The organism is Kitasatospora sp. NPDC018058 (assembly GCF_044327205.1).
Taxonomy (GTDB): Bacteria; Actinomycetota; Actinomycetes; order Streptomycetales; family Streptomycetaceae; genus Kitasatospora.
The window spans coordinates 38,113-58,741 of the sequence record NZ_JBIRFA010000042.1 but is presented as its reverse complement, the minus strand read 5'-3'; the positions used below and the strand labels follow the sequence as shown (position 1 = coordinate 58,741).

Below are 20,629 nucleotides of genomic sequence, written 5' to 3'. Positions count from 1 at the left end.
CCGGCGCGGGAACCGGGCCCGGGGCGCTCGCAGCGCCCCGGGCCTTCGGCGTTCCTCGGGAATCCTCAGGACCCGCCGCCCAGCCCCGGCGGCACCGCCGTGTGCAGCGCCGAGACGAAGGCCGAGATGGCCGGGTGGGAGCCCGCGCCCGCCCGGAACGCCGCCCGGGTACGCCGGTACATCGGCAGCCGGGTGAGGACGACGCCCGGCGGCGGTTGGGCCGTGCCGAGGTGGGGGACCAGGGCGACGCCCTGGCCGGCGCCCACGAGCGCCAGCACCGTGGTGAAGTCGTCGATCTGGTGCCGGATCCGGGGTGCGAAGCCCGCCGCCTCGCAGGCGCGGACGGCCATGGTGTGGCAGAGGGTGCCGGGCGAGGACATGATCCAGGGCGCGCCGCGCTGCTCGGCGACCGTGGCCGGGGCGCGGGCGGCCAGGTACATCGGCTCGGTGAAGACCGGACGGGTGACCGCGAGGCCGGGCTCCGGGTCGGTCGGGACGAGGTCGTACTCGTGGACCAGCGCGACGTCCAGCTCGCCCGCGCGCAGCGCCGCGCCGACGGCGGCCGGGTCGACCTCGGTGACCATCGGCTCCAGCCCCGGGTGCCAGGAGGCCAGCTCGGCGAGCACCGCCGGGATGATCGCGCGGGCCGCCGAGGGGTAGGTGCCGATCCGCAGCGGGCCGGCCAACCCCCGCTTGGCCTGCGCGAGTTCGGCGCCCGCCTGCTCCAGCAGGGCGAGCACGGACTCGGCGTGGCGGACCAGGCCCAGTCCGGCCGGGGTGAGGGCGACCCGCCGCCCGGTGCGCTCCAGCAGCGGGACGCCCGCCTCCTTCTCCAGGACGGACAACTGCTGGGACACCGCCGAAGGGCTGAAGGACAGCGCCTCGGCGACGGCCGCGATGGTGCCGAGGTGGGCGAGTTCGCGCAGCAGGCGCAGGCGTCGGACGTCGAGCATCGGCTCAGCTTACGAGAAGCGTCGGAAATGTGAACTGGACCTGCGCTATCCGGCGGCCGCAGGATCGTGGACATGGAACTCAAGGGCATCTACGTCCCCCTGATCACCCCCTTCGCCGCCGACGGCTCGGTCGCCCTCGACGCGCTGGAGAAGCTCGCGTACGAGGTCCTGGACGCCGGGGCGGCCGGGCTGGTCGCGCTCGGCACCACCGGCGAGCCCGCCGCGCTGACCGTCGAGGAGCGGGACGCGGTGGTGGCCGTCGCGGCCGCCGCCTGCGCCGCGCGCGGGGCGCAGCTGATCGTCGGCGCCTCCGGCGGCGACACCCGGGCCGTCGGCGAGGCGCTGGCCGCGCTCGGCGAGCGGGTGCCACAGGCGGCGGCACTGGTCACCACGCCGTCCTTCGTCCGGGCGGGCGAGGCCGGCACGATGGCGCACTTCCGGGCGCTGGCCGCGAGCAGCCCGCTGCCGCTGGTCGTCTACCACATCCCGTACCGCACCGGGCAGCAGCTCTCCGCCGCCGCGCTGCGCGAACTGGCCGCGATCGACGGCGTGGTGGGCGTCAAGTACGCGACCGGCGGGCTGGACCAGACGGCCGCCGAGCTGCTCGCCGACACCCCCGAGGGGTTCGCGTTCCTCACCGGGGAGGACGCCTTCCTGGCACCGATGCTGGCCATCGGCGCGCCCGGCGGCATCCTCGCCTCCGCGCACCTGGCGACCGGCCGCTTCGTCGAGCTGTACGAGGCCTGGCGGGCCGGGGACGTCGAGCGGGCGCGGGCGCTCGGGCACCGGCTGACCGCTCTGGCGCTGTCCGCGTTCACCGCGCCGAACCCGACGGTGACCAAGGGCGTACTGCACGCCCAGGGCCGGATCCCGACCCCGGACGTGCGGCTGCCGCTGCTGCCGGCCGGGGAGGCGGAGGTCGCGGCCGCGCTTGAGCTCGCGAATGGTCTGGACCAGTAGGGTCTGTCCGGGCCCCCTCTCACACCGTGGAATAGCAGGTCGCCCCACCCGCGTGACAAGGCATGATGGGCAGCGTGCGGCTGTAGACAGCACCATTCAGAGGAGTAGTCGGAATGAAGATCGGCATTGTCGGGGCCACCGGCCAGGTCGGCGGCGTGGTCCGCGAGATCCTGGCGGAGCGCAACTTTCCGGTGGAGCAGCTGCGGCTGTTCGCCTCGGCCCGCTCGGCCGGGCGCACGCTGCCCTGGCAGGGCACCGAGGTCACCGTCGAGGACGCGGCCACGGCCGACTACACCGGCCTGGACATCGTGATCTTCTCGGCCGGCGGCTCCACCTCCAAGGCCCTGGCCCCCAAGGTGGCCGCGGCCGGTGCCGTCGTCATCGACAACTCCTCCGCCTGGCGCCGTGACCCCGAGGTCCCGCTGGTGGTCTCCGAGGTCAACCCCGAGGCCATCGCCGACCGCCCCAAGGGCATCATCGCCAACCCGAACTGCACCACCATGGCCGCCATGCCCGTGCTGCGCCCGCTGCACGAGGAGGCCGGTCTGGCCGCGCTCGTCGTCTCCACCTACCAGGCCGTCTCCGGCAGCGGCGTGGCCGGCGTCGCCGAGCTGCAGGACCAGGCCGCCAAGGTCGTGGACGGCGCCGCCGCGCTGGCCCACGACGGCGGCGCCGTCGAGTTCCCCGAGCCCAAGGTCTACAAGCGGCCGATCGCCTTCAACGTGGTGCCGCTGGCCGGCGCCATCGTGGAGGACGGTTCCAACGAGACCGACGAGGAGCAGAAGCTCCGCCACGAGAGCCGCAAGATCCTCGACATCCCCGCTCTGAAGGTCTCCGGCACCTGCGTGCGCGTGCCGGTCTTCTCCGGTCACTCGCTCCAGATCAACGCCCGCTTCGAGCGCCCGATCAGCCCCGAGCGCGCCGTCGAGCTGCTCACCGGCGCCCCCGGCGTCGAGCTGTCCGAGATCCCGACCCCGCTGCAGGCGGCCGGCCGGGACCCGAGCTACGTCGGCCGCATCCGGGCGGACGAGACCGTGGAGAACGGCCTGTCACTGTTCGTCTCCAACGACAACCTGCGCAAGGGCGCCGCGCTCAACGCCGTCCAGCTGGCCGAGCTGGTCGCCGCCGAGCTCAAGGGCTGACACCCGGCCGTGCCCGGGGGCTGACCCGGAGCAACCGGCCGTGACGTTCGGCGGGCCCTGTCGTTGATCAGGGCCCGCCTTCGTGTTTCTTTGCGACTCATTGGGGCGGCTGTTGCGGGACCGGGACATCTGCCGAGGTTCGGGGCGCGAACCTGGGGGAAAAGGTGACCCAACGATCGGGCGGCCACCGGGGGCCCCTCACCCCACCACGCCCGGACGACGGGCGGACCGCCCACCCTGACCGACCTTCGAGGGCGAGCGGAAAGAGGTGCGCAGATGGACCGCTGTGTCGTCCTGGTGGACGCCGGATACCTGCTGGGCGCCGCCGCCAGCCTGCTCGCCGGTGACCCCTCCCGCTCCAAGGTCACCGTGAACCACACCGCGCTGATCAGCGCCCTGCGGGAGCGTGCGGAGGCTGAGACCGGGCTGCCGCTGCTGCGGATCTACTGGTTCGACGCCGCCCCCGACCGCCGCCCGATGCCCGAGCACCGGCGGCTGCGCGTCCTGCCCCGGGTCACCGTACGGCTGGGCGCCCTCACCCGGGCCGAGGGGCGCTGGGTGCAGAAGGGCGTGGACGCCGCGATGCACGCCGAACTCTCCGAGCTGGCGCGCAACCGGGCCTGCGCGGACGTCGTGCTGATCACCGGGGACGGGGACCTCCTGCCCGGGATGATGACCGCCAAGGAGCACGGGGTGGCCGTGCACCTGTGGGCGCTGCAGGCCGCCGACGGGGACTTCAACCAGTCCGAGGACCTGGTCGGCGAGGCCGACGAACGGCGGGTGCTGGACCGCGAGTGGATCGAGGGGTCCTTCTCGCTGCGGGACAGCTCCACCGTGTTCCCGGCGCCCGGGGCGGGCGGCGCCCGGCAGGAGATCGCCAAGATCCTCGCGGCCCCGCCCGCCTCGCTGCCGACCGTGGTGCCGCCGGTGGTCCACCCGGCCGCCGGCGCCCCGGCGCCCGAGGCGCCCGCCGCGAACGGGCGGCCGCAGCCGGCCGCGGCGTTGCGGGTGGTGCCCACGCCGAAGGACCTGGCCGGGCGGGTCGCCGCCGTCGCGCCGGTCACCCCGGCGGCGAACGGGCACGTCAACGGCTCCGCCGCCGGGCACGCGGCGGGCGGGCCGGTGCTGCGGTGGTCCTCCGACCGGGGCTGGGTGGACCGGCCCGCGCCGGAGCCGTCCGTCACCGCCGGGGACGGCCTGCCGACCCTGGCCCAGCTGACCACCGCCGAGCAGCGCTGGGCCGACCGCGAGGAGGACATCACCTCGATCGGCGGCGACGCCCACGAGGTCGGGCAGGTCTTCGCCCGGCGCTGGAGCGACCGGCTCGGCGACCTCGAACGGCTCACCCTGCTCTGGCCCGACTACCCGCGCATCCCGCACCGGGTCGACGGCGAGCTGCTGCGCTACGCGGCCCGCTTCGGGCTGCTCGCGCACAAGGACGACCAGATCGACGAGCACGACCGCTACGCCATCCGGGCGGGCTTCTGGAAGGAGTTGGCGGCCCGGGTGCCGGGCGGCTCCATGGTGGTCGACGACTAGGCCGTCCCGTAGCCCGTCCCGTAGGGCGTCCCGGTGGTTTCCGGTGATCAGGCCCCCTTGTCCGGTTCGCCCGTGTGAGCGCGTAGAGTCTCCGGTCGTGAACGAGACGGCCGGGCGAGCACCCCAGGACACCCCGCCGTGCGTCGCCGTGCGCGACCTGGTCCGCACCTACCGCACCGGCCGCGGCGCCGCCGCCACCGAGGTCCGGGCCAACGACGGGATCAGCCTGACCGTCCGGCAGGGTGAGATCTTCGGGCTGCTCGGACCCAACGGGGCCGGGAAGTCCACGCTGGTGCGCCAGCTCACCGGGCTGCTGCGGCCGGACTCCGGCTCGGTCGAACTGCTCGGGCACGACATCGTGCGGCACCCGGAGCGGGCCGCCCGACTGCTCGGCTACCTCGGGCAGGAGTCCACCGCGCTGGACGAACTGACCGTGGTGCTGGCCGCCGAGACCACCGGGCGGCTGCGCGGCCTCACCCGGGCGCAGGCCCGGGCCGAGGCGGCGGAGGTGCTCACCGAACTCGGGCTGGAGCCGATCGCCGCACGGCCGCTGGCCAAGCTCTCCGGCGGGCAGCGCCGGCTCGCCTGCTTCGCGGCCACCCTGGTGGGGGAGCGGCCGCTGCTCGTCCTGGACGAGCCGACGACGGGCATGGACCCGGTCGCCCGGCGGGCCGTCTGGTCGGCCGTGGACCGGCGGCGGGCCGAGCGCGGGACGACGGTGCTGCTGGTCACCCACAACGTGATCGAGGCGGAGACCGTGCTCGACCGGGTCGCCGTGGTGGACGAGGGCCGGGTGATCGCCTGCGACACGCCCGGCGGGCTCAAGGCGCTGGTGGACGGCGACGTCCGGCTGGACCTGGTCTGGCGGGACGAGGCGCCGGTCGGCGTGCCCGCCGTCGCCGCGCTGGCCGAACGGGCCGAGCGCACCGGGCGCCGCTGGACCGTCCGCACCACCCCCGAGCAGGCCCGCGAACTGGTCGCCGCCGTCACCACCGGCCCGGCCTTCGCCGCCCTCGACGACTTCACCCTCGCCACCCCGAGCCTTGAGGACGCCTACCTCAAGCTGGGCGGCCGCCACGGAGGTCTGGCCAAGTGACGTTGCTCTCGGTGCCCCCGCGGACCGACCGGTCGACCGCCGGGCCCGCCCCGCTGGCCCCCGGCGCCCGGCTGCTGCCCTCGCTCGCCGCGGTGTACCGGGCGCAGCTGGCCCGGGCCAAGGTGGCGCGGATCCCGCTGCTGTTCGTGGCGACCTTCCAGTCCGTCGGCATCCTGGTGATGATGCGGGGCGTCGTGGACGCCGGGCAGACCTCGGCGGCGCGGTCGGTGGTCGCCGGGTCGAGCGTGCTGGTGGTGGCCTTCGTCGCGCTCAACCTGCTCGCCCAGTACTTCGGGAAGCTGCGGGCCACCGGGGGCCTGGACCACTACGGGACGCTGCCGGTGCCGGCCGCCTCGGTGGTGCTCGGCGTGGCCGGCGCGTACGCCTCGTTCACCCTGCCGGGGACGCTGGTCACGGCGGGCATCGGCGCGGTGATGTTCGGACTGCCGCTGGGGCAGCTGTGGGTGCTGCTGGCGGTCGTGCCACTGGCGGGGGCCGCACTGTCCGGGCTGGGCGCGGCCTGCGGGCTGCTGGCGCCGCGGCAGGAGATCGCGACGATGCTGGGGCAGCTCGGCATGTCGGCGGCCCTGCTGCTGGGCGTGCTGCCGGTGGACCACCTGCCGCAGCCGGTGCTGTGGCTGCGGGACCTGCTGCCCTCGACGTACGGGGTGGAGGCCTTCGCCCGGACCTTCGCGCCGGACCCGGACTGGGCGATGGTCGCGGCGGACCTGGGGGTCTGCGCGGCGGTCGGCGTGGTGTCGCTGGCCCTGGCCACCTGGGCGTACCGGCGGGCGGTCGCGCGGTAGCGGGTACCCGGGGGGTGGGGCCGTTCGGGCGGCTGTCGTGAAACGATGGGGCCTGTGACCGTACCGAACACACCTCCGGATCCCGCCCACGCCGACGTGGAGGCGGAGCCGGGTGCCGTACCCGACCCGTTCGCGCCGCCGCCGGTCTCGGACGAGGAACTGCCGACGGAGCCGCCCGAGGGGCTGCTGGCGGCCCCGCCCGTGGTGGAGCACCCGCTGCCGGCGGAGCTGCGGATCGGGGCGGGCGTCGTGGTCGTCTGTCTGCTGGTCGGGCTGGTGATGGCCGGGCTGTGGGCCTGGCTGGCGCCGAAGGTGCCGCTGCTGGTGGACGGCGACCGGATCCTCTACGCGGACCCGGAGGGCGAGCAGCGGGCGGGCGCCGACGGCGTGTTCGTGCTGATCGCGCTGGGCGCGGGGTTCCTGACCGCGCTCGGGGCCTTCCTGGTGACCCGCAAGCGCGGCGGCGGGATCGCGGTCGCGCTGGGGCTGGCCGTCGGCGGGCTGCTCGGGTCGATCGGCGCCTGGCGGCTCGGTCGCTGGCTCGGGCCGAGCGACAACCTGATCGGGGAGGCCCGGCGGGTCGGCAACGGCGGGCACTTCGACGCGAGCATCGACCTGGGGGCGCTGGGCGCCCTGCTGGTGTGGCCGATGGCCGCGATGGTGGTGCTGCTGGCGCTGTCGGCGGCGTTCGGGAAGCGCGAGGAGGACCCGCCGCCGTACTGGGGGACTCCGGCGGGCTCGTACGGGGCAGGGGTGGGTCCGGTGGACGCGGCTCCGGAGGACCGGGCGCAGAGCTGAGTTCCTCGGGCGGGGCCGACGAGGCGGAAGGTGTGCGGTCGGGTACGGGCCGGGACCTTCCGCCTCACGCTGTTCCCGGGGCTCTCCCGGGCTTTCCCGGGGCTTTCCGGGGGCTCTACCGGGCGATGGGGGCGGTGTCGGCCTTGGTGAGGGCGATCAGGTCGGCGGGGGCCAGTTCGACCTCCAGGCCCCGGCGGCCCGCCGAGACGTAGACGGTGGGGTGGCCGAGGGCGCTGGCGTCGATCACGGTGCGCAGCGGGCGGCGCTGGCCGAGCGGGGAGATGCCGCCGCGGACGTAGCCGCTGCTGCGCTCGGCGGCGGCCGGGTCGGCCATCGCGGCGCGCTTGCCGCCGACGGCGGCGGCGAGGGCCTTGAGGTCGAGCTGCCCGGCGACCGGGACCACCCCGACGGTCAGGGTGCCGTCCACGTCGGCGACCAGCGTCTTGTAGACCCGGTCGGGGGCGATGCCCAGGGCCTCGGCGGCCTCGCCGCCGTAGGAGGCGGCGGCCGGGTCGTGCTCGTAGGCGTGGACGGTGAAGGCGACGGCGGCGGTCTCCAGGGCGATGGTGGCCGGGGTGCCCTGGCCGCCCTTCTTGGGCTTCTTGGCCATACGGGGGTGCCTTACGTCAGTTGGGGCTGAAGGACTGGCGGGTGAGGTCGACCGCGGGGAGCGAGGGCAGCCAGCTGAGGACGGCGCTCTCACGGCGCAGCAGGTCGAGTTCGGTGCGCAGCCGCTGGGCGGTGTCGGGGCAGGCGAGCAGCCGCTGCTTGACCGGGGTCTCGAACACCGAGGCGGCGGCTACCAGGTAGGAGAGCACCTGCGGGTCGTCGGGCAGCTGCGGGCGGCCCATGGTGGTGGCCTCCTTCGCCCCGGCCAGGCGTTTCTGGTACACCCGGAACGCCCGCTCGACCTCGGAGGCCAGGGCGCCGGAGCCCTCGCCGGACTGCTCCTCGATCGGCTCGATCTCGCCGGTCAGGTACGGACCGGTGACGTCCACCGAGCGCAGCCGGAACCGGGTGGTGCCGGTGACCAGCAGCTCGTAGCGGCCGTCGGACTGCTTCTGGGCGGAGGAGACGTCGGCGACGCAGCCGACGTGGAACAGCGCCTCCAGCGGGTCGCCGGTGACGGTGCCCAGGCCGTCGAGCGGGCCGGCCGGGCCCTCCTCGGGTCGGACCGGGGCGACCTCGCGGCCGTCCTTGATGGCGAGCACGCCGAAGCGGCGCGGCGCGTCCTCGGGCTGTTCGAGCAGGTCGGCGACGAGACGGCGGTAGCGCTCCTCGAAGACGTTCAGGGGCAGCACGAGGCCCGGGTAGAGCACGGTGTTCAGCGGGAAGAGCGGCAGCCGTTCTGTCACGGCGGACAGCGTAGTTCCCCGAGCCCGGGCCTTGTCGCCCGGTTAACGCCGTCCGCCGGTGCGTCCACGGCGTCAGCCGCGCTGCAGCAGCCTGCTGGCGCCCGTCACGACGGTGGAGGCGAGCAGCCAGCCGACCACGACCAGCCCGGCCGAGATCCACTGGGAGGTCCCGCCGGGGTTCCAGGCGCCCTGGTTGAGGTCGACGATCGGCAGCAGCTTGTCGAGGGTGTACAGCACCGCGTTCCAGTGCGGGTGCTCGTCGGCCTTGAGCGGCTTCGGCTGGTGGGTGGCGAACCAGACGCTGCCCAGCGCCCAGGCGAGCAGCAGCCACAGGCCCGCCCGGCCGGGACGGTAGCCGTAACCGACGGTGACGTCCTGGACCCGGCCCCAGAACCGGGCGGGCAGCGGCAGGGTCTCCTGGCAGCGGCGCTGCTTGGCGTACAGCACCTGCCGGGCGTCGTCGTCGGCGCCGTCGCGGCGCAGGGCGCTGGCGAGCTGCTCGTAGGACTCCGGCTGGAACTCGACCGCGGAGCCCTCGAGCCAGGCGATCCGCTGCTGGACGGTGAACTGGCCGACCGGGCGCAGGTTCTCGTAGACGAAGCCGGTCAGTCGCAGGTGCTTGCCGAGCGGCCAGGCCTCCGGGGAGTCGACCAGGTTGCCGACCCGGGCGCGGGACAGCGAGACCATGCCGGTGGGCCGGATCTTGCAGGTGAAGCGGAGCTCGGGGGTGTGGATGCGGCGCAGCGAGAGCTCGTCGTCACCCTCCAGGTGGAATTCGCCGGAGATCAGGCAGGCGGCCTCGAAGCGGGCGTCCGAGAGGCGCACCTGGCCGTAGGCGCGGAAGGGGGTGCTGGGGGCGTCGGGCGGGGGGTTCTGGCCGTAGCCGGAGCCGTAGTAGCTGCGGGAGCCGAACCAGCCGCCGTCGGCGGAGCTGGTCAGGTACAGGGTGTGGCCGACGTTGAGCCGGACCGCGTTGAGGCAGACCCGGTTCTGCGGGTCGGCGTACAGCTGGGCGCCGCGGAGCGAGAAGCGGCCGCCTATTCGGGCCGTCCGGACGCTCAACTCGCCGTGGGTCTCCAGGCGTTCGGCCTCGAAGTCCTGGTGGACGGTCATCCCGTCGGCGGACACCGCGCGGCCGTAGCGGTCGCCGCCGATGACGGCCAGGTTGAGCAGCAGGTCGGTGCCGATCTTGGCGTCGGTGAGCCGGACGCCCTCGGGGATGCGGCAGCGGGCCAGATGGAGGTCGCCGGTGGTGGCGAGCCGGGAGGCCTCCAGCCGGGGGATCAGGCAGTCGACCATGCGCAGGGTGGTGGCCGAGGCCTCCGAGATGAGGATCTTGTGCTCGAAGCGGCAGCCGCGCAGTTCGACGTAGCGGTCGATGTGGCCGCCGGCCAGGTTGAGCGCGCCGGTGACGGTCACCCCGCTCATCCGCAGCGAGGCGACACGCCCGGGCGCCGCCTCCGGGCCGGCCAGCAGCAGGTGGGCGAGCGCCTCGGCGCTGACCGTCCGCCCGGGCCCCCACGGGGTGTCCCCGAAGGGGTCGTCGATGTCGGATTGGCCACTTCGGCGGTCGAACACATCCCCTTGGTGGAAGGCCTCCCAGAGTTCCCGCTCGGTCTCGGTCCAGCCCTCTGGAGCGCAATCCGCCATGGTTTACCCCGTCCCCCGGTCGTCTCGCCTTTCGTATCACGGACTGAAATGCGGGACCAGCGGTTCCGGCCACTCCTTACACTGGGTGGCGTGATCTCTCGAATCGACCTCCGCGGCTCGCTCGACGACCCGCGTGACCTGCTGCCCCGTGCCGAGTTCGACGTGGCGGCCGCCCTGGAGAAGGTGCGGCCGATCGCCGAGGACGTGCGCCATCGCGGGGTCGCGGCGCTGATCGAGATCACCGAGCGCTTCGACGGCGTCCGGCTGGAGTCGACCCGTGTCCCGGCCGAGCAGCTCACCGAGGCCCTGGAGACGCTGGACCCGAAGGTGCGGGCCGCGCTGGAGGAGTCCATCCGCCGCGCCCGGGCCGTGCACGCGGACCAGCGCCGCACCGGGCACACCACCCAGGTGGTGCCGGGCGGCACGGTCACCCAGCGCTGGGTGCCGGTCGAGCGGGTCGGCCTGTACGTGCCGGGCGGGCTGGCGGTCTACCCGTCCTCCGTGGTGATGAACGTGGTGCCGGCCCAGGAGGCGGGCGTCCAGGGCATCGCGGTCACCTCCCCGCCGCAGAAGGAGTTCGGGGGCCGGGTGCACCCGACCATCCTGGCGGCTTGCGCGCTGCTCGGCGTCGACGAGGTCTACTCGGTCGGCGGCGCCCAGGCGGTGGCGATGTTCGCCCTGGGCACCGAGGAGTGCGCCCCGGTCACCATGGTCACCGGCCCCGGCAACATCTACGTGGCCGCCGCCAAGCGGCTGTTCGCCGGCCGGATCGGCATCGACTCCGAGGCCGGCCCGACCGAGATCGCCGTCCTCGCCGACGACAGCGCGCTGCCCGGCGACGTGGCCGCCGACCTGATCAGCCAGGCCGAGCACGGCCCGACCTCCGGCTCGGTGCTGGTCACCGACTCCCTGGCGCTGGCCGACGCGGTCGAGGCCGAGCTCGCCGTGCAGGTCGCGAAGACCAAGCACAGCGAGCGGGTCGCCGAGGCGCTCGGCGGCCGGCAGTCCGGCGTCATCCTGGTCGACGACCTGACCCAGGGCCTCGCCGTGGTCAACGCCTACGCGGCCGAGCACCTGGAGATCCAGACCCGCGACCCGCACGCGGTCGCGGCCAAGGTGGTCAACGCCGGCGCGATCTTCATCGGCCGCTGGACCCCGGTCTCGCTGGGCGACTACGCGGCCGGCTCCAACCACGTGCTGCCGACCGGCGGCTGCGCCTGCCACTCCTCCGGGCTGTCGGTGCAGACCTTCCTGCGCGGCGTCCAGGTCGTCGAGTACGACCGGGACGCGCTGGCGGATGTCGCCGCGCACGTGGTCAACCTGGCCAACGCCGAGGACCTGCCCGGTCACGGTGACGCCATCAAGGCTCGGTTCGATTGGACGGTTCCCGGCTCGTGACCGCTATTGACGACCTCCCGATCCGGGATGAGCTGCGCGGCCAGTCCCCGTACGGCGCACCGCAGTTGGACGTGCCCGTCCAGCTGAACACCAACGAGAACCCGTACCAGCTCCCCGAGGAGCTGGTGGCCCGGATCGCCGAGCGGGTCGCCGAGGCCGCCCGCAACCTCAACCGCTACCCCGACCGGGACGCGGTCGAGCTGCGCGAGGGCCTGGCCGCGTACCTGACCCGCACCACCGGCCACCCGGTCACGCGCGAGCAGGTCTGGGCCGCCAACGGCTCCAACGAGGTGCTCCAGCAGCTGCTGCAGACCTTCGGCGGCCCCGGCCGCAGCGCGCTGGGCTTCGAGCCCTCGTACTCGATGCACGCGCTGATCTCCCGGGGCACCGGCACCGCCTGGATCTCCGGCCCGCGCAATGACGACTTCACCATCGACGTGGACGCCGCGCTCGCCGCCATCGCCGAGCACCGGCCGAACGTGGTGTTCATCTGCTCGCCGAACAACCCGACCGGGACGGCGGTGTCGGCCGACACCGTGCTGCGGCTGTACGAGGCCGCGCAGGCCGCCCGGCCCAGCCTGGTCGTGGTGGACGAGGCGTACGTCGAGTTCTCGCACCGCGCCTCTCTGCTGCCGCTGATCGAGGGCCGCCCCAACCTGGTGGTCAGCCGCACCATGTCCAAGGCCTTCGGCGCCGCCGGCCTGCGCCTGGGCTACCTGGCCGCCGACCGGGCGGTGGTCGACGCCGTCCAGCTGGTGCGCCTGCCGTACCACCTGTCGGCCGTCACCCAGGCCACCGCGCTGGCCTGCCTGGAGCACACCGACACCTTGCTCGGGTACGTCGGGCGGCTCAAGGAGGAGCGCGACCGGCTGGTCGACGCGCTGCGGGCGGCGGGCCTGGAGGTGACCGACTCGGACGCCAACTTCGTCCAGTTCGGCCGCTTCGCCGACGCCCACGCCGTCTGGCAGGCCATCCTCGACCAGGGTGTCCTGGTCCGTGACAACGGCGTCCCCGGGTGGCTGCGCGTCACCGCCGGCACGCCCGCCGAGAACGACGCCTTCCTGGACGCCGTCCGCACCGCCCTCCCTCCCTCCTTGCCCGCCATCGGGCAGGAGGGGCCCAGGCCCACCCCCACCCTTGATCGAGCGCGCTCCGCGCGCGCTGCCAGTCAGGAGCTGTAACCCCGTATGTCCCGCATCGGACGCGTCGAGCGCACCACCAAGGAGACCTCCGTCCTGGTCGAGATAGACCTCGACGGCACCGGCAGGACCGACATCTCGACGGGCGTCGGGTTCTACGACCACATGCTCGACCAGCTCGGCCGGCACGGTCTGTTCGACCTCACCGTCAAGACCGACGGCGACCTGCACATCGACACCCACCACACCATCGAGGACACCGCCCTCGCGCTCGGCGCCGCCTTCAAGCAGGCGCTCGGCGACAAGGTCGGCATCTACCGCTTCGGCAACTGCACGGTGCCGCTGGACGAGTCCCTCGCCCAGGTCACCGTGGACCTCTCCGGCCGGCCCTACCTGGTGCACACCGAGCCCGAGGGCATGGCGCCGATGATCGGCAGCTACGACACCACGATGACCCGGCACATCCTGGAGTCCTTCGTCGCCCAGGCCCAGATCGCGCTGCACGTGCACGTCCCGTACGGGCGCAACGCGCACCACATCGTGGAGTGCCAGTTCAAGGCGCTGGCCCGGGCGCTGCGCTACGCCGCCGAGCGCGACCCGCGCGCGGCCGGAATCCTCCCGTCGACCAAGGGTGCGCTGTGAGCAAGTCCGCGATGATCCTCCTCTTCGTCGGCCTCTTCCTGGCCGGCGGAGTGATCTCCTTCTGGAAGCAGAAGCTGCCGAAGGGCGTCATCCTGGTGCTGGCCTTCGGCTCCGTGATGTGCCTGGCCTCCGGCCTCATGCGCCTGTAGACCCGCCGCCCGCCGCTGAGAGACTGGACACCTGAACACATGGGCAAGAACGTCGTCGTCCTCGACTACGGCTCCGGCAACCTCCGCTCCGCGCAGCGCGCCCTGGAACGGACCGGGGCGAACGTCACGGTCAGCTCCGACTACGACACCGCGATGGCTGCGGACGGCCTGCTCGTTCCCGGCGTGGGCGCCTTCGAGGCCTGCATGCGCGGACTGAAGTCGGTCCGCGGGGACTGGATCATCGGCCGCCGGCTCGCCGGGGGCCGCCCGGTCATGGGCATCTGCGTCGGCATGCAGATCCTCTTCGAGAAGGGGGTCGAGCACGGCGTGGAGACGGCCGGCTGCGACGAGTGGCCGGGCACCGTCGAGCCGCTGGACGCCCCCGTCGTCCCGCACATGGGCTGGAACACCGTGGACGTGCCCGAGGGCAGCCGGATGTTCGCCGGCCTGGACCCGGAGACCCGCTTCTACTTCGTGCACTCCTACGGGGTGCGGCACTGGGAGCTGGAGACCCACAGCGCGCGGATCAACCCGCCGCTGGTCACCTGGGCCACCCACGGCCAGCCGTTCGTCGCCGCCGTCGAGAACGGCCCGCTGTGGGCCACCCAGTTCCACCCCGAGAAGTCCGGTGACGCCGGCGCCGCCCTGCTGACCAACTGGGTCAACACCCTCTGACCGCCTGAGAGTTGTGTAACTGATGAGTCGCCTCGAACTGCTTCCCGCCGTCGACGTCCGGGACGGCCAGGCCGTCCGCCTGGTCAAGGGCGCCTCCGGCACCGAGACCTCCTTCGGCGAGCCGCTGGCCGCCGCCCTCGCCTGGCAGAACGCCGGCGCCGAGTGGCTGCACCTGGTCGACCTCGACGCCGCTTTCGGGACGGGCAGTAACTACGAGCTGCTGCGCGAGGTCACCGGCCAGCTGGACATCAAGGTCGAGCTGTCCGGCGGCATCCGCGACGACGAGTCGCTCGCCCGCGCCCTCGCCACCGGCTGCACCCGGGTCAACCTCGGCACCGCCGCCCTGGAAGCCCCCGAGTGGGTCGCCAAGGCCATCGCCGAGCACGGCGACAAGATCGCCGTCGGCCTGGACGTGGTCGGCACCACCCTGCGCGGCCGCGGCTGGACCCGCGACGGCGGCCAGCTCTTCGACGTGCTGGAGCGCCTCAACCAGGAGGGCTGCGCCCGCTACGTCGTCACCGACGTCAACCGGGACGGCACCCTGACCGGCCCCAACCTGCAGCTGCTGCGCGACGTCTGCGCCGCCACCGACCGCCCGGTGGTCGCCTCCGGCGGCGTCTCCTCGCTGGACGACCTGCGCGCCATCGCCACGCTCGTCGGCGAGGGTGTCGAGGGCGCCATCGTGGGCAAGGCACTCTACGAGCAGAAGTTCACCCTCGAAGAGGCCTTGGAGGCGGTTTCAGGATGACGGATGGTCGGATCGTACGCGGTCAGGTCGTGCGCGGCCGGGTCGGCGGCTTCTCCCCCTGGGAGGAGGAGTTCGGCTACTCCCGGGCGGTCGCCGCGGGTGACCACGTGCACGTGGCCGGCTCCACCGCCTGGGTGGACGGCCGGACCGAGCACGAGGGCGACCCGTACCGGCAAACCCTCGCCGCGTTCGGCGTCGGGCTCTCGGCCCTGGCCGCGTACGGTCTGACCGCGGACGACGTGGTCCGCACCCGGATGTACATCACCCACGTCCGCGACGCCGAGGAGGTGGGCCGCGCCCACCGCGAACTCTTCGACGCCGCACGCCCGGTGGCCACCATGGTGGTGGTCGAGGGACTGATCGACTCCCGGATGCTGGTCGAGGTCGAGATCGACGCGTACCGTGCCGGGCTGGCAAAGACCCTGGAAGGCAAACAGCCGTGACCCTCGCAGTACGAGTCATCCCCTGCCTGGACGTGGACGCCGGGCGGGTGGTCAAGGGCGTCAACTTCCAGAACCTGCGCGACGCCGGCGACCCGGTCGAGATGGCCAAGCTCTACGACGCCGAGGGCGCCGACGAGCTGACCTTCCTCGACATCACCGCCTCCTCCGGCGACCGGGAGACCACCTACGACGTGGTCCGCCGCACCGCCGAGCAGGTGTTCATCCCGCTGACCGTCGGCGGCGGCATCCGGGCCGTCGAGGACGTCGACAAGCTGCTGCGGGCCGGCGCCGACAAGGTCGGCGTCAACACCGCGGCCATCGCCCGGCCGGAGCTGGTCCGCGAGATCGCCCAGCGCTTCGGGCGGCAGGTGCTGGTGCTCTCGGTGGACGCCCGGCGCTGCCCCGAAGGCACCGAGACGCCGTCCGGCTTCGAGGTCACCACCCACGGCGGGCGCCGGGGCACCGGCCTGGACGCGGTCGAATGGGCGGGCCGCGCGGCCGAGTCGGGGGCCGGCGAGATCTTGCTCAACTCGATGGACGCGGACGGCACCAAGGACGGCTACGACCTGGAGATGATCCGCGCCGTGCGCAAGGCCGTCTCGGTGCCGGTGATCGCCTCCGGCGGGGCGGGCAAGCTCGGCGACTTCGCGCCGGCCGTCGAGGCGGGCGCGGACGCGGTGCTGGCGGCCAGCGTGTTCCACTTCGGGGACCTGCGGATCGGCGAGGTCAAGAACGCGCTGCGGGAGGCCGGGCACCCGGTCCGCTGACCTGTTCGTCACGGGAGGGCCCGCTGTCCGGTTCGGCGGGCCCTCGCGCGTGCTCAGGACTCCTGCGGCTCGCCCTTGATGAGGGCGAAGGGCGCGCCGTTCGGGTCCGCCAGCCAGGCGATCCGGCCGACGTTGTCCATGTCGGCGGCCGGCATCATCACCGAGCCGCCCGCCGCCGTCGCCTTGGCGACCAGCGCGTCCACGTCGTTGGCGGCGAAGTACGGCGTCCAGGCGGAGGGCTGGTCTTCGCGCATCACCGGGGCGATGCCGCCGAAGCCGGCCTGCCGCTGGTCGCCCTCGGCAGTGGAGACCACCCGGTAGCTCATCCCCGGGGACGGTTCGAAGTTCTCCACCCGCCAGCCGAACAGGGACTTGTAGAAGGTTGAGCCGCCGTCCTGGTCCCGGGTGTGCAGCTCGGACCAGCACAGCGCGTTGTCCTCGGAGACGACATCCAGGCCCCGGGAGTCGCCCGCCTGCCAGATGGCGAACTCGGCGCCCTGCGGGTCGGTGAGCGCCGCGAACCGGCCTTCCTGCATCACGTCCGTCGGCGGGACGCGGACGGTGGCGCCGGCCTGCTCGGCCGCCTTGACGGTGGCGTCCGCGTCGGCGGTCAGGAAGTACGTCGTCCAGGCGGACCGCGCACCCTGGTCGAGGTTGCCGATGGCGCCGACCGTCCTGCCGTTCAGTTGCAGGAAGCCGTAGCCGCCGGCCTCGGGCACCTCCTGGAAGGTCCAGCCGAAGACCCTGCCGTAGAACTCGGCGGTGGCCGGGATGTTCGGGCTGCCCAGGTCGATCCAGCAGGGCGAGCCGATGGGGAAGTCGGTGGTGAGCATGAGGTGGTGCCCCTTCGACGGAGAGTGACCGGGGCGGTCCGTGGGGGCGCGCACACGCCCCTCCCCGGCCACCTGCGAGTCTGCACCCGGCGACCGGCATTCGCAGCCGGGACGGGGCTGGGTCGCGGGTCGGGCGTGTCGACGAAGGGGCGAGGAGGGGCGCCGCGGGGATTCCTACCTTTGTATCCGAATTTCTTCCGTCCTACCGCGCAGGCAGCGGCAGGACGTGGCGCAGGGCCTCGATGGCGTCGGGGGCGCCGTCGACGGTGAGGGTGGTGCGGGCGCCGCGGCCGTAGGTGAAGAGGACCAGTTCGCCCGGTTCGCCGGTGAGGCGGACGGTGGGGGCGCCGGAGGGGCCGACGGTGAGGGACTGGCCGTCGGGGCGGCTGAGGGTGAGGCGGACGGGGGAGCGGCGGCCCGCCTCCAGGCGGGCGATCATCGGGAGGCGCCGCCAGAGGGCTTCGGCGCGGCCGGGCGGGACGGGCTGCGCGGTCCAGTCGTCGCCGGCCCGCAGGACGTCCTCGGCGTGGACGAAGTACTCGATGGTGTTGGCCGCCTCGTCGGCGCCGGGCAGGGCGAAGAGGGAGTACATCGGCGGCCCGGCGCGGAAGAGGCGGACCAGTTCCTCGTAGGGTCGCTCGGCATAGCCGTCCTGCACGCGCTGGGTCCAGCCGGCCAGGGCGCCGACCCGGATGCCGGCCGCCGCATCGGCGCGGCGCTCACGGATCACCAGGTGGGCGGCGAGGTCCCGGGTGGTCCACCCGGCGCAGAGGGTGGGGGCGTCGGGCTCGGCGGCGGTGAGGAGTTGGGCGAGACGGTGGCGCTCGGCGAGGGCGTGGTTCGACATGGACTCAGCCTAGGGGTGGAGCCGGCCGGTCAGCTTGGGGCCACCCTGCTTGTTGCTCGCGGTCAGGGTGCAGGTGTAATCCCGCCAGCCCTGCTGGTAGTTGACCATGGCTGGGCCGAACTGCCGCGGGTAGTAGGTCTTTCCGTCGGCCTGCCGGGCCTTGGCGGCGGTCTCGGCCTCCTTGCAGCCGTCCCGCATGGCGAGGGCGATCGGGATCTCGCCGCTCAGTCCGTCGGCGAGTTTGAGGTCGGCGATGACCTCGCCGTCGTGGTCGCCGGTGCAGGGCCGTTCCTCGGCCTTGGTGATCACCGGGCTCAGCTGGGGGTGGTCGAAGCAGGTGCCGACCGGGAAGAAGGCGTACGGCGGTTGCGGCTTGGTCGGGGTGGGCGTCGGCGTGGGAGTGGGGGGCGGCGTCGGGGTGGCCGTGGGGTTCGGCGGGGGCGGCGCCGCGGCCGGCTTCCCGTCCTCCGGCCAGAGCAGCACGGTGGCCACCACCGCGAGCAGCACGGCCAGGACGGCGACGACGGCGATCACCAGGCCCCGGGGCGGACGGGAGGCGGCGGCTGCGGGCGGCGGCTGCTCGGAGGTCATGGCCACGAGGATGGCCCACCCGGGCCTCGCCCGGCAGGCGGTTGACCGAAATCGCCCCGAACGGGGCGTCCCAGAACCACTCGTCCGGTACGGCCCGCTCCTCGGACGCCCGGCCCGGCCGCCGAGTCCGGACTGACACAATGGCCGCATGTCCACCACACCCGCCGCCCCCGGCTCCACCGCCCTCGACCCCGCGATCGCCGCTCGTCTCAAGCGCACCGGGGACGGCCTGCTCCCGGCCATCGCGCAGCAGTACGACACCGGCGAGGTGCTGATGCTCGGCTGGATGGACGACGAGGCACTGCACCGCACCCTCACCACCGGCCGCTGCACCTACTGGAGCCGCAGCCGCCGCGAGTACTGGGTCAAGGGCGGTACCTCCGGCCACGTGCAGGCGGTCAAGTCGGTGGCGCTCGACTGCGACGGCGACACCCTGCTGGTGAAGGTCGACCAGACCGGCGCGGCCTGCCACACCGGCGACCGCACCTGCTTCGACGCCGACGTGCTCCCGCTCTCCTGACCCCGACCCCCGTCGACCCCCGTCCACAACTCCAGAAGGTGCCGCCCCGCATGGACCTCGAAGCCTTCCGCAAGCTCGCCGTCGACACCCGGGTGATCCCGGTCACCCGCAGGCTCCTCGCGGACGGCCTCACCCCGATCGGCCTGTACCGCAGCCTCGCCGAGGAGCGGCCCGGCACCTTCCTGCTGGAGTCCGCCGAGCAGGGCCGCAGCTGGTCCCGCTACTCCTTCGTCGGCGTGCGCAGCGCCGCCACGCTGACCGCCGACGAGGACGGCAACGCCCGCTGGCTCGGCACCCCGCCGGTCGGCATCCCGACCACCGGCGACCCGCTGCAGGTGCTGCGCGCCGCCCTGGAGGCGCTGCACACCCCGCGACACGCCGACGACGGCCTGCCCCCGCTGACCGGCGGCCTGGTCGGCTACCTCGGCTACGACATCGTCCGCCGGCTGGAGAAGCTGCCCGACCTCAACCCGGACGACCTCAAGCTGCCCGAGCTGACCATGCTGCTGGCCACCGACCTCGCGGTGCTGGACCACGTGGACGGTACGGTGCTGCTGATCGCCAACGCCGTCAACCACAACGACCTGGCCAGCGGTGTGGACGAGGCCCACGCGGACGCGGTGGCCCGGCTGGACGCGATGGAGGCAGACCTGCTCAAGCCGGTCGACCCGGGCCTGGCCACCTTCACCCCGGCCGGCCCCGGCGAGGTGCGCTCGCCGTTCGGCGGGGAGCCGTACCGGGCCGCCGTGGAGGAGATCAAGGAGCGGATCCGGGCCGGCGAGGCCTTCCAGGTCGTGCCCTCGCAGCGCTTCGAGGCGCCGTGCCCGGCCTCGGCGCTGGACGTCTACCGCGTGCTGCGCACCACCAACCCCAGCCCGTACATGTACCTGTTCCGCTTCCCCGGGCCGGACGGCGGTGTCGAGGGCGGCTTCGACGTGGTCGGCTCCAGCCCGGAGGCGCTGGTCAAGGTGACCGACGGCGAGGCGATGCTGCACCCGATCGCCGGCACCCGGCACCGCGGCGTCACCCCGCACGAGGACGCGGCGCTGGCCGCCGAGCTGCTGGCCGACCCCAAGGAGCGGGCCGAGCACCTGATGCTGGTCGACCTCGGCCGCAACGACCTCGGGCGGGTCTGCGAGCCGGGCAGCGTGGAGGTGGTCGACTTCATGCAGATCGAGCGCTACAGCCACGTGATGCACATCGTGTCCACCGTCACCGGCCGGGTCGCCCCCGGGCGGACCGCCTTCGACGTGCTGACCGCCTGCTTCCCGGCCGGAACCCTCTCCGGCGCGCCCAAGCCCCGGGCGATGCGGATCATCGAGGAGCTGGAGCCCACCCGGCGCGGCCTGTACGGCGGCTGCGTCGGCTACCTGGACTTCGCCGGGGACTCGGACACCGCGATCGCGATCCGGACCGCGGTGCTGCGCGACGGCACCGCGTACGTGCAGGCGGGCGCCGGTGTCGTCGCCGACTCCGACCCGCACGGCGAGGACACCGAGTGCCGCAACAAGGCGGCCGCCGTGCTGCGGGCCGTCGCCACCGCCAATACGCTGCGGAGGCCGGAACTGTCCTGAGGCG

23 protein-coding genes are annotated in these 20,629 nt (G+C 73.7%); 16 read left to right on the top strand and 7 right to left on the bottom strand.

Going from position 1 to position 20,629, the window contains the following annotated elements; genetic code table 11:
* Positions 1-65: 65 nt before the first annotated feature.
* The gene (locus ACH4E7_RS36895) at positions 66-953 is read right to left on the bottom strand and encodes a LysR family transcriptional regulator (protein WP_396253553.1); all 888 of its coding nucleotides are present in this window, start codon (positions 951-953) and stop codon (positions 66-68) included.
* Between the two features lie 72 nt (positions 954-1,025).
* On the opposite strand from ACH4E7_RS36895, the gene ACH4E7_RS36890 reads away from it, so the two are divergent.
* From ACH4E7_RS36890 to ACH4E7_RS36865, 6 genes are all read left to right on the top strand, one after another.
* Positions 1,026-1,913 (top strand): dihydrodipicolinate synthase family protein, encoded by an 888-nt coding sequence (locus tag ACH4E7_RS36890; RefSeq protein WP_396253552.1) that lies wholly within the window; start codon positions 1,026-1,028, stop codon positions 1,911-1,913.
* A gap of 113 nt (positions 1,914-2,026) precedes the next feature.
* Complete coding sequence (locus ACH4E7_RS36885; protein ID WP_396253551.1) at positions 2,027-3,055, top strand: aspartate-semialdehyde dehydrogenase; 1,029 nt, start codon at positions 2,027-2,029, stop codon at positions 3,053-3,055.
* A 276-nt stretch (positions 3,056-3,331) separates the two neighbouring features.
* Complete coding sequence (locus ACH4E7_RS36880) at positions 3,332-4,594, top strand: NYN domain-containing protein (protein WP_396253550.1); 1,263 nt, start codon at positions 3,332-3,334, stop codon at positions 4,592-4,594.
* A gap of 97 nt (positions 4,595-4,691) precedes the next feature.
* A complete protein-coding gene (locus tag ACH4E7_RS36875) occupies positions 4,692-5,690 on the top strand; it encodes an ABC transporter ATP-binding protein (RefSeq protein WP_396253549.1) in 999 nt (332 codons plus the stop codon).
* Entirely contained in the window at positions 5,687-6,496 is an 810-nt protein-coding gene (locus tag ACH4E7_RS36870) for an ABC transporter permease (RefSeq protein WP_396253548.1), read from the top strand. Before ACH4E7_RS36875 ends, ACH4E7_RS36870 begins: the two co-directional genes overlap by 4 nt.
* Positions 6,497-6,550: 54 nt before the next feature.
* Positions 6,551-7,294, top strand: coding sequence for a hypothetical protein (locus ACH4E7_RS36865; protein WP_396253547.1), 744 nt, complete (start codon positions 6,551-6,553; stop codon positions 7,292-7,294).
* A gap of 115 nt (positions 7,295-7,409) precedes the next feature.
* Here the strand turns inward: ACH4E7_RS36865 and ybaK are convergent, their stop codons facing one another.
* The 3 genes from ybaK to ACH4E7_RS36850 all read right to left on the bottom strand — a co-directional run bounded on the left by ybaK (position 7,410) and on the right by ACH4E7_RS36850 (position 10,299).
* Positions 7,410-7,904 carry a Cys-tRNA(Pro) deacylase gene (ybaK, locus tag ACH4E7_RS36860; RefSeq protein WP_396253546.1) on the bottom strand — a complete coding sequence of 165 codons (495 nt, stop codon included), beginning with the start codon at positions 7,902-7,904 and terminating at the stop codon, positions 7,410-7,412.
* Positions 7,905-7,920: 16 nt separating this feature from the next.
* The gene (locus ACH4E7_RS36855) at positions 7,921-8,649 is read right to left on the bottom strand and encodes an LON peptidase substrate-binding domain-containing protein (RefSeq protein WP_396253545.1); all 729 of its coding nucleotides are present in this window, start codon (positions 8,647-8,649) and stop codon (positions 7,921-7,923) included.
* A gap of 72 nt (positions 8,650-8,721) precedes the next feature.
* Positions 8,722-10,299, bottom strand: a complete 1,578-nt coding sequence (locus tag ACH4E7_RS36850; protein WP_396253544.1) for an oxidoreductase — start codon at positions 10,297-10,299, stop codon at positions 8,722-8,724.
* Positions 10,300-10,389: 90 nt separating this feature from the next.
* Here ACH4E7_RS36850 and hisD point away from each other — a divergent pair, with 90 nt between their 5' ends.
* From hisD to hisF, 8 genes are read left to right on the top strand one after another with little or no spacing between them, the layout of a single operon-like run.
* The gene (gene hisD, locus ACH4E7_RS36845; RefSeq protein WP_396253543.1) at positions 10,390-11,697 is read left to right on the top strand and encodes a histidinol dehydrogenase; all 1,308 of its coding nucleotides are present in this window, start codon (positions 10,390-10,392) and stop codon (positions 11,695-11,697) included.
* A complete protein-coding gene (locus tag ACH4E7_RS36840) occupies positions 11,694-12,878 on the top strand; it encodes a histidinol-phosphate transaminase (RefSeq protein ID WP_396253542.1) in 1,185 nt (394 codons plus the stop codon). Before hisD ends, ACH4E7_RS36840 begins: the two co-directional genes overlap by 4 nt.
* A 6-nt stretch (positions 12,879-12,884) precedes the next feature.
* The gene (hisB, locus tag ACH4E7_RS36835) at positions 12,885-13,478 is read left to right on the top strand and encodes an imidazoleglycerol-phosphate dehydratase HisB (RefSeq protein WP_380609353.1); all 594 of its coding nucleotides are present in this window, start codon (positions 12,885-12,887) and stop codon (positions 13,476-13,478) included.
* The gene (locus tag ACH4E7_RS36830) at positions 13,475-13,627 is read left to right on the top strand and encodes a hypothetical protein (RefSeq protein ID WP_396253566.1); all 153 of its coding nucleotides are present in this window, start codon (positions 13,475-13,477) and stop codon (positions 13,625-13,627) included. The genes hisB and ACH4E7_RS36830 overlap by 4 nt, the downstream gene beginning before the upstream one ends.
* Positions 13,628-13,666: 39 nt before the next feature.
* Positions 13,667-14,302: an imidazole glycerol phosphate synthase subunit HisH gene (gene hisH / locus ACH4E7_RS36825; protein WP_207815371.1), complete on the top strand. Its 636-nt coding sequence runs from the start codon at positions 13,667-13,669 to the stop codon at positions 14,300-14,302.
* Between the two features lie 22 nt (positions 14,303-14,324).
* Positions 14,325-15,050: a bifunctional 1-(5-phosphoribosyl)-5-((5-phosphoribosylamino)methylideneamino)imidazole-4-carboxamide isomerase/phosphoribosylanthranilate isomerase PriA gene (gene priA, locus ACH4E7_RS36820; RefSeq protein ID WP_380609355.1), complete on the top strand. Its 726-nt coding sequence runs from the start codon at positions 14,325-14,327 to the stop codon at positions 15,048-15,050.
* Entirely contained in the window at positions 15,047-15,493 is a 447-nt protein-coding gene (locus ACH4E7_RS36815; RefSeq protein ID WP_396253541.1) for a RidA family protein, read from the top strand. The genes priA and ACH4E7_RS36815 overlap by 4 nt, the downstream gene beginning before the upstream one ends.
* Complete coding sequence (gene hisF / locus ACH4E7_RS36810) at positions 15,490-16,260, top strand: imidazole glycerol phosphate synthase subunit HisF (protein WP_396253540.1); 771 nt, start codon at positions 15,490-15,492, stop codon at positions 16,258-16,260. Before ACH4E7_RS36815 ends, hisF begins: the two co-directional genes overlap by 4 nt.
* A 53-nt stretch (positions 16,261-16,313) precedes the next feature.
* Here hisF and ACH4E7_RS36805 read toward each other — a convergent pair whose 3' ends face one another.
* The 3 genes from ACH4E7_RS36805 to ACH4E7_RS36795 form a co-directional block, all read right to left on the bottom strand.
* Positions 16,314-17,093: a VOC family protein gene (locus ACH4E7_RS36805; protein WP_396253539.1), complete on the bottom strand. Its 780-nt coding sequence runs from the start codon at positions 17,091-17,093 to the stop codon at positions 16,314-16,316.
* Between the two features lie 202 nt (positions 17,094-17,295).
* Entirely contained in the window at positions 17,296-17,940 is a 645-nt protein-coding gene (locus ACH4E7_RS36800) for a TIGR03085 family metal-binding protein (protein WP_396253538.1), read from the bottom strand.
* Between the two features lie 9 nt (positions 17,941-17,949).
* Positions 17,950-18,531 (bottom strand): hypothetical protein, encoded by a 582-nt coding sequence (locus ACH4E7_RS36795; protein ID WP_396253537.1) that lies wholly within the window; start codon positions 18,529-18,531, stop codon positions 17,950-17,952.
* A 148-nt stretch (positions 18,532-18,679) separates the two neighbouring features.
* Between ACH4E7_RS36795 and hisI the strand changes: the two genes are divergently transcribed.
* Positions 18,680-19,051 carry a phosphoribosyl-AMP cyclohydrolase gene (hisI, locus tag ACH4E7_RS36790; protein WP_355673179.1) on the top strand — a complete coding sequence of 124 codons (372 nt, stop codon included), beginning with the start codon at positions 18,680-18,682 and terminating at the stop codon, positions 19,049-19,051.
* 50 nt (positions 19,052-19,101) lie between these two features.
* The gene (locus ACH4E7_RS36785) at positions 19,102-20,625 is read left to right on the top strand and encodes an anthranilate synthase component I (RefSeq protein WP_396253536.1); all 1,524 of its coding nucleotides are present in this window, start codon (positions 19,102-19,104) and stop codon (positions 20,623-20,625) included.
* Positions 20,626-20,629: the final 4 nt, after the last annotated feature.